We start from the raw sequence: 13,272 nt of genomic DNA on the forward strand, positions 1-13,272 counted from the left end.
TACCCTGGGCGGGTGACCGACGTGACCGACGCCACCCGCGCCTCCTCCGCCCCCGACGCCGCGACGGCCGACGCCGCTCGGGCCGCTGCCCCGGCCGCCCCGACGACGCACTGGACGCTGACGCTCGTCTGCCAGGACCGACCCGGCATCGTCCACGCGATCAGCGGTGCCGTCGTGCAGGCGGGCGGCAACATCACCGAGTCCGCGCAGTTCTCGAGCCACGACACCGGCACGTTCTTCATGCGCCTGCAGGTCGAGGCCCCCGGCGAGCGCGACGCGTTCGAGGCGGCGCTGGCGCCCGTGCTCGCGCACTACGACGCGCAGGCGAAGCTCGACGTCGTCGGTCGCCCGACCCGCACCCTCGTGCTCGCGAGCAAGGCGGCGCACTGCGTGAACGACCTGCTGTTCCGGCAGCGGGCGGGACAGCTGCCGATCGAGGTGCCGTTGATCCTGGCGAACCACGACGACCTGTCGGGGTTGGCCGAGTTCTACGGCAAGCGGTTCGAGCACCACCCGGTCACCGACCCCGAGTCGAAGGCGGCGTTCGAGGCGCGCGTGCTGCAGGTCGTCGACCGCTACGACGTCGAGCTGGTCGTGCTCGCCCGCTACATGCAGATCCTCAGCCCCGAACTCTGCGCCGCGCTCGAGGGGCGGGCGATCAACATCCACCACTCGTTCCTGCCCGGGTTCAAGGGCGCGAACCCCTACCGCCAGGCGCACGCCCGCGGCGTGAAGCTGATCGGCGCGACGGCGCACTTCGTCACGAGCGACCTCGACGAGGGGCCGATCATCGAGCAGAACGTGGTCCGCGTCGACCACACCCGCAGCGCCCCCGAGCTGATGGCGATCGGCCAGGACGAAGAGAGCCGCACCCTGACCCAGGCCGTCCGCTGGTTCGCCGAGGACCGCGTGCTGCTCGACGGCGCCCGCACCATCGTCTTCCGCTAGCCCCGCCCGGGCACACCGGCCGTACGCTGGACGCGTGACCCCGACCGACGCCGTCGGCAAGGCCCTGGTCGAGATCGCGATCATGGGTGCCGTGGTCGCCGCCTGGGCCATGCTCGGCTACCCGATCGTCGCCGTGGCGTTCGCCGTCCTGGCCGGCGTCACGGGCGTCCTGGCCTTCCGTCGCGAGAACGGCCGGGGGGCCCGCCGGTGACGACCACCCTGTTCTCCGACGCCCGCAAGGTCGACGCCGACGGCGTGGTCGAGGGCTTCTGGATGCTCGTCGACGGCGACGTGATCGTCGCCACCGGCGCCACGGTGCCGGGATCGCGCGCGGCGGCCGGGGCGAGGCGCGGGCTCGACGCGACCCGCGCCTCCTCGGCGACGTCGGGTGCACCCGACGACCCGACCGCAGGAGGCGCGGTGCCGCCCCCCGCGGACGTCACGGTCGACCTCGCGGGCGCCACGCTCACCCCGGGGCTGATCGACCTGCACACGCACGGAGGCGGCGGGCACGCCTTCGACGGCGGGCCGGACGACCTCGACGCGGGACTCGCGCTGCACCGCCGGCACGGCACGACGCGCTCGCTGGTCAGCCTCGTCGCCAACCCGGTGCCGGTGCTGTCCCGGTCGCTCGGGCTGGTCGGTGACCTGATGCGTCGTGATCCACTCGTGCTCGGGGCACACCTCGAAGGACCGTTCCTGGCGCCCGACCGGCGGGGAGCCCACGCCCCGCACTTCCTGCTCGAACCGGACGCCGCCACGGTCGAGAGCCTCCTCGAGGCCGGCGACGGCGTCGTCCGTCAGGTCACCCTCGCCCCCGAGCTGCCCGGTGGGCTCGACGCGATCGACCGGCTCGTCAGCTCGGGCGTGGTCGCCGCCGTCGGGCACACCGAGGCCGACTTCGACCTCGCCCGCGCGGCGTTCGACCGCGGCGCGAGCCTCGTGACCCACGCGTTCAACGCCATGGCCGGCATCCACCACCGCGACCCGGGGCCGCTCGTCGCGGCGGTCGGCGACGAACGCGTGACGATCGAGCTGATCCTCGACGGCGTGCACGTGCACCCGGCCGTGGCTGACCTCGTGCTGCGCTCGGCGCCCCGGCGGGTCGCCCTCATCACCGACGCGATGGCCGCGGCCGGAGCCGCCGACGGCGACTACCGCATCGGCGAACTCGGGGTGACGGTCGAGCACGGCGTCGCCGTGCTCACGGGCACGTCGACCATCGCGGGTTCGACCCTGACGCAGGACGCCGCCCTGCGCATCGCCGTCCTCCGGACCGGACTCTCGGCCGTCGACGCCGTCGCGGCGCTGACGCTCGTGCCGGCCCGCGTGCTCGGCCTCGACGCCGGGGGCAGGCGAGCGGACATGTCCGGAGCGCAGGCCGGCGTCGCGCGCACGGCGCAGGACCGTGCGCTGGGCGCTGGGCTGGGCATGGCGCCGCGCACGGCGCCGGCCGCCGGGGCCCGGCCGCCGCTCGGGCGTCTGGCCCCCGGTCACGTGGCCGACGCCGTCGCGTGGCACGACGACTGGACGGTCGCCCGGGTCTGGGCCGCCGGCCGCGAACTGCGCACCGGCTGATCCCCGGCAGCCGGCCCCGCCCCACCCCGCCTCGCCTCGCTCCGCCCGACACCGCACCGCGTTTCGTGCACGGCACCGCGACGAGTTGCGGTGCCGTGCACGAAACGCGGTGCAGTGAGTCGGAGCCGTGGGGCGTCGGGCTCGCCGACCGGCCCTACCCCTTCAGGTCGGGGAAGTCCGCGTCGCGCCACTCGGCCGCGGCCCGCTCGCCCGACCGGGCCAGCGCCTCCTCGCGGTCACGCAGCTCGACGCGTCGGATCTTGCCCGAGATCGTCTTCGGCAGCTCGGCGAACTCGACCCGCCGGACCCGCTCGTAGGCGGGCAACGACACCCGGGCGTGAGCCAGGACGGCCCGAGCGGTCTCGGCGTCGGGCGCCCACCCCTCGGCCAGGGTCACGTACGCCTTGACGATGTTCAGCCGGGTGTCGTCGGGTGCCGGCACGACCGCGGACTCGGCGACGGCCGGGTGCTCGATCAGCATGCTCTCGACCTCGAACGGCGAGACCTTGTAGTCCGACGACTTGAAGACGTCGTCGGTGCGGCCGACGAAGGTGATCATGCCGTCGGCGTCGCGCACCGCCACGTCGCCGGTGTGGAACAGCCCGTCGCGCATTGACGACTCGGTGCGGGCGGCGTCGCCGAGGTAGCCGGTCATCAGGTTGACGGGCCGCGTGGTGAGGTCGAGGCAGACCTCGCCCTCGTCACCGACGACACCCGTGACGGGGTCGACCAGCACGACCTCGACGCCGGGCAGGGCGCGCCCCATCGAGCCGGCCTTGATCGTGCCGCCGGGCGCGTTCGCGACGATGGCGGTCGTCTCGGTCTGCCCGTACCCGTCGCGGATGTCCAGGCCCCAGCCCTGCTGCACGCGCCCGATCACCTCGGGGTTGAGCGGTTCGCCGGCCGAGAGCGCCTCGCGCAGGGCGCTCGGTCGCGAACCCAGGGACGACTGGATCAGCATCCGCCACACGGTCGGCGGCGCACAGAACGAGGTCACCCGGGCGCGCTCGAGCTGGTCGCGGAGCTCGGCCGGGCGGAAGCGCCCGTAGTTGTAGACGAACACGGTGGCCTCGGCGGTCCACGGCGCGAAGAAGCAGCTCCAGGCGTGCTTGCCCCAGCCCGGCGACGAGATCGTCATGTGCACGTCGCCCGGCTGCACGCCCAGCCAGTACGTCGTGGTCAGGTGCCCGACGGGGTACGAGGCGTGCGAGTGCACGACCATCTTCGGCTTGCTCGTCGTGCCCGACGTGAAGTAGACGAGGCAGGCGTCCTCCGTCGCGGTGGCGACGTCGGGGCGGTCCCAGGAGGCGCGGTGCGAGTCCCCGAAGGACGTCCAGCCCGCGGGGGTCGCGTCGCCCTCGGGGACGACCGCGATCCGCGTGACGGCCTCGACCCCGTCGACCCCCGCGAACGCCGGGGCGTCGGCCGCGTTGGCGATCACGTGCCGGACGAGCCCGCGGTCGATGCGGTCGGCGAGGTCGGCGCTGCCGAGCACGGTCGACGTCGGCAGGATGACCGCGCCCACCTTCATCACCGCGAGCATGGCCTCCCACAGCTCGACCTGGTTGCCGAGCATGAGCATGACGTGGTCGCCCTTGGCGACGCCGAGGTCGTGCAGCCACGCGGCGACCTGGTCGCTGCGCCGACGCATGGCGTCGAACGACACCCGCTGCTCGGAGCCGTCCTCCTCGACGATCCAGAGCGCCGTGCGGTCGTTGCCGTCGGCGACCACGTCGAACCAGTCGGTCGCCCAGTTGAAGCGGTCGCCGACGTCCGGCCAGCGGAACTCGTCGCTCGCCCGGTCGAGGTCGTGCCCGAGCCCCAGCAGGTGGTCGCGGGCCGCCCGGTAGGCGGCGGTGGCCGGGGCCTCGGCGGGTGCGGATGCGGGTGCGTCGGACATCCCGCCATCATGCACCCCGCCCCATGCCCGGCCCGGCATGGGCCCGTCGAGCCGCTCGCCTAGGGTCGTGACATGACGAACGACGCGACCCGCGCCTCCTCATCCGCCGACACGTCCGCCCGCCGGCGGCCCGCGCTCGAGATCGCGGTGACGAGCGCCGCCGGGGCCGTCACGGCCCGCGACGGCGGAGCCGACCGGGTCGAACTCTGCAGCGCCCTCGAGCTCGGCGGCGTCACCCCGTCGCAGGGCCTCGTCGAGGCGGCCGTCGCGACGGGCGTTCCCGTGCACGCGCTGGTGCGGTGCCGGCCCGGCGGGTTCGCGTACGACGCGGACGAGCTCGACGTGATGGTGCGCGAGATCCGGGCGCTGGTGCGCTCGGGCGTGGCCGGCGTCGTCGTGGGCGCGCTGCGCGAGGACGGCTCGCTGGACGTCGACGCCCTCCGCTGGTTCGTCGAAGCCGCGCTCGACGCCGCCGCATCTCGGCACCGGGTCGCCGGACCGCAGGACGTCGCCGAGGTCCCTCCGCGCGGCGTGGGGTCTGCGCGGGTTCCCGGGGTCTCACCACTCGAGCGGCGCACGCTGGAGTCGCTCCCGCTCGAGCCGCGCACGCTCGAGCCGCGCACGCTGGAGCCGCGCCCACTGGAGATCACCGTCCACCGGGTCGTGGACCGTGCGGCGGACCCCGTCGCGGCGGTGACGGCCCTGGCGGGGCTGGGCGTCACGCGCGTGCTGACGTCGGGCGGCTCCTCCACGGTCGGGGCGGGTCTGGCGTCGGGGGTGCTGCCGCGCCTCGTCGAGGTCGCGGGCGACGTGCAGGTGATGGCCGGGGGCGGCGTTCAGCTCGGCGACGTCCCGGCGCTCGTGGCCGCGGGGGTCGACGCCGTCCACCTCTCGGCGAAGCGGGCGCGGGCCGTGCGCGCCTCCTCGTCCCGGTCGGGGACGACCGTGTCGCTCGGCACCGAGGCGTCGACCGACTCGTGGTTCGAGACCGACCACGACCTGGTCCGCGCCGCCCGTCACGCCCTCGACCAGGCCTGATCCGGCGGCCGCCGCGACGCCGACGGGGCCCGTCCCGGGATCCCGACCCGCGCCTCCTCCCCAGGGTCCCGACCCGCGCCTCCTGCCCGACTCCTGCCCACCTCGGCGACCGCCCCCGGTCGCGGGGGTGCACAGTGGAGCGATGACATCGACGTCCCTCCTCGTGATCGGCGGCACCGGGCAGATCAGCGCCTCGGTGGTGCGGCAGGCCCTGCGCGACGGCCTGGCCGTGACCGTGCTCAACCGCGGCAGCACCACGATCCGGCCCGTGCCCGCGGGCGTCGAGCAGCTCGTCGCCGACGTCCGGGACGAGGAGGCGCTGGTCGCCGCCCTGGACGGGCGTCGCTTCGACTCGGTGGCCGACTTCCTCACCTTCACGCCCGACCAGCTCGCCTCGATGCTGCGCGTGGTGGCCCCGCTCACCGACCAGTACGTCTTCATCGGTTCGGCGTCGGCCTACCAGAAGCCCCCGGTGACGCTGCCGATCACCGAGGCGACGCCGCTCTTCAACCCGTGGTGGTCGTACTCGCGCGACAAGATCGCCTGCGAGCGCCTGTTGCGCGACGAGCACCTCGCGGGGCGGGTGCAGGCGACCGTGGTCCGTCCGTCGCACACCTACGACGAGACGCACGTGCCGTTGCTCGGCGGCTGGACCCCGATCGAGCGCATGCGCCGCGGGGACGCGGTCGTGCTGCACGGCGACGGCACCTCGCTCTGGGCGCTGACCCACTCGAGCGACTTCGCCCGCGCGTTCGTCGGATTGCTCGGGCACCCCGGCGCCCTGGGCGAGGCGTTCCACATCATGTCGCCCGAGCTGCTCACCTGGAACATGATCGCGCGCGACCTCGCCGACGCCGCGGGGGCGTCGCTGCACGTCGTCCACCGCACGACGCAGGTCCTGACCGACGAGGTGCCCGAGTGGACGGCCGACCTCTGCGGCGACCGCAGCCACCCCGCCGTGTTCGACACGTCGAAGATCCGCGCGTTGGTGCCCGGGTGGGAGGCGCGGGTCCCCTTCGCCGAGGGAGCCCGCCAGATCGTCGCGTGGCACGACGCCGACGCCTCCCGGCGCACGGTCGACCCCTGGGTCGACGACGCCTACGAGCGGCTCGTCGCGCTCTAGCCCGGACTCGGGTCCCGACCCCCGGCCCGGCCCGGGGCCGGGCCACCGGGCCACCGGGCCGGGCCACCGGGCCGGGCCAGCGGGCCGGGCCACCGGGCCACCGGGCCACCGGGCCGGGCCACCGGCCCCCCTAGGCACCGCCGGCTGAACGTCACACCGCCGATGTGGGCGGTGCGACGGTCAGTGGACGGTGCGACGCAGCGCGGGCGCGGCCGCGGCCGTCGGGGCACCAGCCGCAGCCGCCTCCGATCCGGCCCGGACCGCACGCACGGCGACGGGCAGCGTCAGCCGGAACACCGCGCCGGGCCGGCCGACCCCGGGAGGCTCGCAGACCAGATCGCCGCCGTGGGCGCGGGCCAGACCGCGGGCGATGGGCAGCCCCAGGCCCGCGCCTCCGTCCCCGGACCGTCGGGCCTCGTCCAGCCGCACCAGCCGGTCGAACACCCGCTCGCGGTCGCGCGTGGGCACGCCCGGGCCGTCGTCGGACACGAGCACCGCGACCTCGTCGGTACGCGATGCGTCGAGCCAGAGCGTCACCCGCCCCGTGCCCCCCGTCGCCCGGGCGGCGTTGTCGACCAGGTTGCCGACGATCTGCGAGACCCGACCCGCGTCGGCCGCCACCACGACCGGGCCGTCGGGCAGCAGGACGCGCAGGTCGAGCGACGGCCGTCGCAGCCGCTGACGCTCGACGTCGGCGAGCAGCGACGCCCCGAGGTCGACGGGTGCGACGTCCAGCGAGATGCCCTGGTCGACGCGGGCCATCAGCAGCATGTCGTCGATCAACCGGGAGGCGCGCTCGGCCTCGCGCACCACGTGCGTCGCCAGCCGCTCGCGTTCGTCGGCCGTGCCGGGCGACCGCACGAGGGTGTCGGCCGCGGCGCGCATCCCGGCGACGGGGGTGCGCAGCTCGTGGGCGGCGTCCGACACGAACGCGCGCACCCGCGTCTCGGCGTCGAGCGCGGCCCGCTCGGCCCCTTCGACGCCGTCGAGCATCTCGTCGAAGGCGACGGCGACCCGGCCGATCTCGGTGTCGCGTCGGGCCGGCCGCAGGCGTCGTCCCCGGTCGCCGTGTGCGATCGACCGGGCGACGCCGGTCATCCGGTCGAGCGGCCGCAGGGTGGCCCGCACGACGAGGGCGAGGCCGACCGCCGCGATCAGCAGGAACGCCGCGGAGGCGCCGATCATCACCCAGCGCAGCTGCACCAGGGTCTCGCCCACCGACCGCGAGTCCGTGGTCAGGGTGATCGTCGACCCGTCGCTGAGCTGCGAGACGAGCGTGGTCACCTCGTCGTCGCTCCGCACCTCGGACGAAGTGACCGTGACCGCGTGGGACGAGGAGGTGCCGGTCGCGTCCCCGGTGTCGGTGCCGCTCGGGGAGTCGGTGCCGGCCTCATCGGTACCGGTGCCGGTGCCGGTGCCGTCCGGGCTGCCGGCGCCCGCGCCTCCTGGTCCGTCGTCGAGCCCCGAGGCCGGGCCGCCGCGTCCGGGGCCGTCGCCGAGCGAGGGCGGGCCCTCGCGCAGCTGGTCGGGGCTCGGGCCGGCGACGATGGCGTCGCCGTCGGCGTCACGGATGACGACCGAGAGCCCCTGGGCCGAGAGCCGGTCGGCGAGCTCGTCGCCGTCGACCGTGCCGACCAGGGCGGCGGCGGCCGCGGCGCGGTCCGACAGCCGGTCGACGACCTGGGCGCGGAGCCTCTGGCCGAGCGTGAGCTCGACCGTCACGGCGAGCGCCGCCAGCAGGACGGCCAGCAGCAGCAGCACGGCGACGACCGTGCGGACGCGCAACGAGCCGGTACGCAGCCCGGGGGTGGCGGTCTCGGGGGCCGGCACCGCGCCTCCTCGTGGGTGGTGTCCCGTCGAGAGCGCCGCGGGACGGCGGGGGCGCCTCACGCGCTCATCCGGTAGCCGAGGCCACGGACGGTGTGGATCAGGCGGGGGCCCCGGGTCTCCATCTTGCGGCGCAGGGCGCTGAGGTGCACCTCGACGAGGTTGGGGTCGTAGTCGTCGTAGCCCCAGACCTGGGTGAGGATCTGGGTCTTCGAGACGGTGCGTCCGCGGCTCTCGGCGAGGAAGCCGAGCAGGCGGAACTCGGTCGCGGTGAGGTCGAGCGGTTCGCCGCCCCGCGTGATGCGGGCCGCCTCGGGGTCGACGACGAGGTCGCCGATCTCGATCACCGACGGGATGCGGCCGCGGCGGCGGAGGACGGCCGTGACGCGCGCGATCAGTTCGGCGACGGCGAAGGGCTTGACCACGTAGTCGTCGACGCCCTCGGAGAAGCCGCGCAGCCGGTCGTCGACCTCGTCGCGGGCGGTCAGCATGACGACCGCCGCGTCGGACGAGGTGCGGATCGTGCCCGCGAGCCGGATGCCGCTCGCCCCGGGGAGCATCCAGTCGAGCACGACGAGGTCGGGCACGAACGCCTTCAGCTGTTCGGACAGGTCGGAGCCGTCCGCGAGACCGTGCACGGCGAAGCCCTCGGCGCCCAGTGCGGTGACGACGGCGGTGCGGATGGTCTCGTCGTCGTCGATCACGAGGACACGGGCGGGGCTGAGCATCCTCGGAACGGTAGGGCCGGTCGGTGGGCGGAGGCTATGGACGGGCTGGGGGTGCGGTGTGGGTCGCGTGGTCGCGGACTGCCACCAGGGGTGGACCGCAGACGGGCTCGGCCTGCCGCTAGGGTCGGCGCATGGGGAGACAGCGCCGACGACGGCAACTCGTCGCGGGCGGCGTGCTGCTGGGGCTGTCGCTGCTCGCGTTCTGGCTCGGAGGGCCGATCTCGGCCCGGTGGCCGTCGGCCTACCTGACCGTGGGGTTGGCGGCGTTCGGGCTCTTCCTGGTCGCCCTGTGGTTGTTCCTCCTCGTCATCGCCGAGCGTGAGGGGCCGCCCTCTGGTGCCCCGACCCTCCCGACCGGTCCGAGTTCCCCGGGCTGGTGGCCGTTCCAGCGGCGGCAGCCTCCGATCCCTCCACGCGAGACCGTCGCAAGCGACACGGACTGGCTCCCCCTCATCTGGCGGCCGCGCAGCATCCCCGTACTGCGACGCGTCGATGCCGACGGCGCCCTCGAACTCCTGCTCGCCGACGATCGAGGCGAAGGTCCGATCGGCGGGTCGAGGGAGATCGTCATCGCCCTCTCGACCCAGGACCTGCTGATGATGTCGGCTGCCCTGAACACCGCCGCCGACTACGCCCTCGCCTCACCGTGGGACTCCGGCTTCTCGCACGACGAGGCCCTCGCGTGGTCGCGTCGCGCAGCCCGCGCCGCTCGCGATGCGCCGGGTCCGCGGTTCGACCCGGTTCGGGCCTCTGGTGTCGGAGCACGCCGGATCGGCTGGACGGCCTGGGCCCTCGGGCAGGACGCCCAGGTCGGTGCCCGACGCGATCCGTGGTTCGTCGTGCCCTTCGACCAGCTCCAGGCCGTGACCAACTCGCTCCAGGAAGTGGTCGAGGGGCTCATCGACCTCGACCTCGCCGCCGTCCACCGACTCGGCGGCAGCGGCGAGGGTGGCGGTGAAGACGGGCGCGAGGCGCGCCTCGCGGGCGGCGAGCTGACGCGACGCCTTCGCGACGTCCTGCGGCACGCGCACGAGCCCGACCCGGCACCGGCATTCGGTCCCACCGACACCTGACTCGTCCGTGCCGAGCCACCGAGACGGATCGATGCGGGGAGGCGCCGCTGGACCGTCGGTGAGCGGGTTCTACGGAAGGGCCGGAGGCGCGGTGCGGGCCGGGTCACCGGCGCCGCCGAGGTCGGGGTCGAGGTGGGCGAGGACGAACGGATCGACGCAGCCCCGGGCGAAACCGCGGATGCGTCGGTCGATGTCGCGCTGCAGGAGGACGGCGCCGATGCGCTCGGCCACGGGCGCCAGCCACGCCGGCTTGCACGAGAAGTTGTAGCGCCAGACGGCCTCGGTCGAGCTCGGGTCGCCGTCGACCTCGCTGAACCGCCATCCCCCGCCCATGCGCGCGAAGAACCACGACCCTTTCGTCATCTTCATGCCGACGTTCGTCGGTGGGTTGTACGAGACGTACTCGCTCTCCATCCGGAACCCGAAACGCTGCACGGTGAACGTCCGGACCCCCTTGGCGGCCCGGGTCGCTCCGCCGACGAGGTACTGCCCACGGATGAAGGGGTCCCACCGCTTGCGCGCCTCCCCCTGGGTCTGCGACACCGCGAAGGCGACGCGCACGTCGACGGGAACGACACACCGGGACTCGACGACGGGCATGGGCTCATCGTCGCACCTCCGGACGTCCGGGCGACCACCGGCGTGGAAAGATCAGGACAGACCTGTCGACACCCGACCCCGAGGAGCGACGTGCTCGCACGAGACGTGACCGAGAAGAGATTCACCCCGACCCGCTTCCGCGACGGCTACGCGATGGAGGACGTTGACCCGTTCCTCGAGCGCATCCGGGCCACCCTCGCGGCCTACGAGCAGGGGACCACCGTCGGCCTCCTGGCGGACGTGGACGTCGTGGCCGCCAGGTTCCGACCGACGAGGTTCAGGGAAGGCTACGACCAGGATGAGGTCGACGACTTCCTGGACCAGGTCGTCGTCGAGCTCAGGGGACGACAGTCCGCCGGGGGTCGCTGACCGCGTCCCGACGACGCGTCAGCCGCGGGCGTGGCGCACGTACGCGACGATCGCGTTGGCGTGCCCGTGGCCCAGGCCGTGTTCGGATTTGAGCCACGACACCACCTGCATGTGCGCGTGCTCGTCGAGACGCTCGTCGACCAGGTCGAGCCACGCCTGGACCGGCCGCCCGTAGGTGCGCTCGATGCTCGGGAAGTACGACGCCGGCCCTTTGACGGTCTGGCCGTCGGCGGGCGGTTCGGGTGCCAGGACGCGTCGCTCGGACATGCCGTGACGGTAGCAGTCGGTGTCGACGCGACTTAAGCCCCGCTTCAGATTCGGTTCCGAGAGTGGTGTCTGCCGGAGGGAACGCCCCGACCGCCAGCCGCACCGCGGCTCGCCCGGCACCCGACATCTGGAGACACCATGGCGAAGGACATCACCCCCGACGGTCGCGACGACGACCGTCGCGACGAGAACACCCCCGCGCAGGACGATGCGTGGGCCGAGCGACTGCGTCGTGAGGACGAGGACCAGGACGCCCGTGCGACGACCGAGCTGCCGGCCCGGCCGTCGGGCCAGCCCACGGCCCCGACCACCCCGATCGTCGCCGACGACCAGCGCACCCGCGAACTGCCCACGGACGGCAGCGCGTTCCGAGCCGGGTCGACCCCGCGACGGCGCCCGAGGAAGGGCCTGCTCGTCGGCATCGGCATCGCGGCGGCCGGCCTCGCCCTGGTCGGGACCAGCACCGCCGTCGCGGTGTCGAACGCCGGGAGCTCGACCAGCGCCTCCTCGAGCGCGACGCCGGGCCGGGACGACGCGGCGGACCAGGCCGACGGCTCACGCCAGGGGCCGGGAGGACGAGGCTCCGACGACGCCACCGGTGCACCCACCGACGCGCCGACTCCGCCTGCTGCGGGCGGCGACTCGGACGAGAGCACTCCGGCCGAGGGCACCGGGCCCGACGGCGAAGCCCTGCCGACCCCGGGCGTCGGCCCCGACGGCGAAGCGCTGCCGACCCCCGGCACCGGGCCCGACGGGAAGGCCATGCCGACCCCCGGCACCGGCCCCGACGGGAAGGCCCTGCCCGAGGCACCGGAGGGCGGCCCCGCCGCCGGCGGCCCGATGGCTGGCGGACCGAAGGGTGGCCCGGGCCACGGCCCCGGCGAGAAGGGCGGCCCGAAGACGGACTCCGGCGACACCGAGGACGGCTCCGACCGCCCCACCCCGCCGACCGACGCGCCCGCCGCGAGCTCCGAGCGGAACGCCGTCGGCAGCGACGACGGGCCCGCCCCCGAGTCCTCCCCGGCAGGCCTGCCGGACGCCGCGACCCCGGACGCCGCAGCCCCCGCCCGGCACGGCATCGACGACCCCGCCCTGACCGGCTCGATCGAGACCATCGACGTCAACAAACACACGCTCGCCGAGAACGTGATGGGCGTCGTGACCGGTGTCTTCCTCGCCTCGTTCGGACTCTTCCTGCTCAAGACCAGCGGGGCCGTGTCGGGCGGCACGGCCGGTCTCGCCCTGCTGACGAGCTACGCCACGGGCTGGACCTTCGGCGTGCTGTTCGTCCTCGTCAACGTGCCGTTCTTCGCGCTCGCCGTGTGGAAGAAGGGCTGGCCGTTCACCCTGCGCACGGTGTTGACCGTCGTCATGCTGTCCGCCTTCTCGTACCTGCACCCGCTGATGTTCGACATCGACGGGATCAACCCGATCTACGGCACCCTCGCCGGCAACCTGCTCGTCGGCGTCGGCCTGCTCATCCTGTTCCGGCACGGGGCCAGCCTCGGCGGGATCAACATCCTCGCCCTGGTACTGCAGGAACGCGCCGGGCTGCGCGCCGGTTACGTCCAGATGGGCTTCGACGTGGTCATCGTGCTGACCTCGTTGACCGTCGTCTCGCCGTGGATCGTGCTGCTCTCGGCCCTCGGCGCCGTCGTGTTGAACCTCGTGCTGGCGATGAACCACAAGGCCGGCCGGTACGTCGGACACACGTGATCACACCTTTCTGCCAGACTTCCGTGCACGACCGGTCTGTTTGAGGCATTCTCGTCTCGAAGCGGTCACTTTCTTCTTGCACGTCCCCGGACGTCACACCACCTA

Annotated in this window: 12 protein-coding genes and 2 pseudogenes; 9 read left to right on the plus strand and 5 right to left on the minus strand. The window is 74.1% G+C overall.

Annotation, left to right across the window (positions count from 1 at the left end):
- Positions 1-117 precede the first annotated feature (117 nt).
- The 3 genes from purU to ARTHRO9V_RS13415 are packed head-to-tail and all read left to right on the plus strand — an operon-like array spanning position 118 to position 2,526.
- A complete protein-coding gene (gene purU / locus ARTHRO9V_RS13405) occupies positions 118-948 on the plus strand; it encodes a formyltetrahydrofolate deformylase (protein WP_056044492.1) in 831 nt (276 codons plus the stop codon).
- Positions 949-982: 34 nt separating this feature from the next.
- On the plus strand, positions 983-1,159 hold the full coding sequence (locus ARTHRO9V_RS13410; RefSeq protein WP_159827867.1) for a hypothetical protein: 177 nt from the start codon (positions 983-985) through the stop codon (positions 1,157-1,159).
- Complete coding sequence (locus tag ARTHRO9V_RS13415) at positions 1,156-2,526, plus strand: N-acetylglucosamine-6-phosphate deacetylase (protein WP_236557051.1); 1,371 nt, start codon at positions 1,156-1,158, stop codon at positions 2,524-2,526. The genes ARTHRO9V_RS13410 and ARTHRO9V_RS13415 overlap by 4 nt, the downstream gene beginning before the upstream one ends.
- Before the next feature lie 154 nt (positions 2,527-2,680).
- Here the strand turns inward: ARTHRO9V_RS13415 and ARTHRO9V_RS13420 are convergent, their stop codons facing one another.
- Positions 2,681-4,426 (minus strand): AMP-binding protein, encoded by a 1,746-nt coding sequence (locus ARTHRO9V_RS13420; RefSeq protein WP_159827870.1) that lies wholly within the window; start codon positions 4,424-4,426, stop codon positions 2,681-2,683.
- Between the two features lie 72 nt (positions 4,427-4,498).
- Between ARTHRO9V_RS13420 and ARTHRO9V_RS13425 the strand changes: the two genes are divergently transcribed.
- Together ARTHRO9V_RS13425 and ARTHRO9V_RS13430 are read left to right on the plus strand one after the other, a co-directional pair.
- Positions 4,499-5,464, plus strand: coding sequence for a copper homeostasis protein CutC (locus tag ARTHRO9V_RS13425; protein ID WP_236557052.1), 966 nt, complete (start codon positions 4,499-4,501; stop codon positions 5,462-5,464).
- Positions 5,465-5,606: 142 nt separating this feature from the next.
- Positions 5,607-6,587 (plus strand): NAD-dependent epimerase/dehydratase family protein, encoded by a 981-nt coding sequence (locus ARTHRO9V_RS13430; protein ID WP_056043339.1) that lies wholly within the window; start codon positions 5,607-5,609, stop codon positions 6,585-6,587.
- A gap of 180 nt (positions 6,588-6,767) precedes the next feature.
- Here ARTHRO9V_RS13430 and ARTHRO9V_RS13435 read toward each other — a convergent pair whose 3' ends face one another.
- On the minus strand, positions 6,768-8,477 hold the full coding sequence (locus ARTHRO9V_RS13435) for a HAMP domain-containing sensor histidine kinase (RefSeq protein ID WP_236557053.1): 1,710 nt from the start codon (positions 8,475-8,477) through the stop codon (positions 6,768-6,770).
- Positions 8,474-9,142 (minus strand): response regulator transcription factor, encoded by a 669-nt coding sequence (locus tag ARTHRO9V_RS13440; protein ID WP_123571233.1) that lies wholly within the window; start codon positions 9,140-9,142, stop codon positions 8,474-8,476. The genes ARTHRO9V_RS13435 and ARTHRO9V_RS13440 overlap by 4 nt, the downstream gene beginning before the upstream one ends.
- Positions 9,143-9,273: 131 nt before the next feature.
- On the opposite strand from ARTHRO9V_RS13440, the gene ARTHRO9V_RS13445 reads away from it, so the two are divergent.
- Entirely contained in the window at positions 9,274-10,215 is a 942-nt protein-coding gene (locus tag ARTHRO9V_RS13445; RefSeq protein ID WP_159827873.1) for a hypothetical protein, read from the plus strand.
- Positions 10,216-10,284: 69 nt separating this feature from the next.
- On the opposite strand, the gene ARTHRO9V_RS13450 is transcribed toward ARTHRO9V_RS13445, so the two are convergent.
- Positions 10,285-10,815, minus strand: coding sequence for an SRPBCC family protein (locus ARTHRO9V_RS13450; protein ID WP_159827876.1), 531 nt, complete (start codon positions 10,813-10,815; stop codon positions 10,285-10,287).
- Between the two features lie 105 nt (positions 10,816-10,920).
- On the opposite strand from ARTHRO9V_RS13450, the pseudogene ARTHRO9V_RS15905 reads away from it, so the two are divergent.
- Positions 10,921-11,001: pseudogene (locus tag ARTHRO9V_RS15905) on the plus strand (DivIVA domain-containing protein); the annotation flags it as partial.
- Between the two features lie 45 nt (positions 11,002-11,046).
- Positions 11,047-11,157: pseudogene (locus tag ARTHRO9V_RS15840) on the plus strand (DivIVA domain-containing protein); the annotation flags it as partial.
- A 45-nt stretch (positions 11,158-11,202) separates the two neighbouring features.
- Here ARTHRO9V_RS15840 and ARTHRO9V_RS13460 read toward each other — a convergent pair.
- Entirely contained in the window at positions 11,203-11,451 is a 249-nt protein-coding gene (locus ARTHRO9V_RS13460; protein WP_159827878.1) for a DUF4287 domain-containing protein, read from the minus strand.
- Between the two features lie 1,092 nt (positions 11,452-12,543).
- On the opposite strand from ARTHRO9V_RS13460, the gene ARTHRO9V_RS13465 reads away from it, so the two are divergent.
- Entirely contained in the window at positions 12,544-13,167 is a 624-nt protein-coding gene (locus ARTHRO9V_RS13465) for a YitT family protein (RefSeq protein WP_370516210.1), read from the plus strand.
- The last annotated feature ends 105 nt before the right edge of the window (positions 13,168-13,272 follow it).

It is taken from the genome of Frigoribacterium sp. 9N (assembly GCF_902506305.1).
Lineage (GTDB): Bacteria > Actinomycetota > Actinomycetes > Actinomycetales > Microbacteriaceae > Frigoribacterium.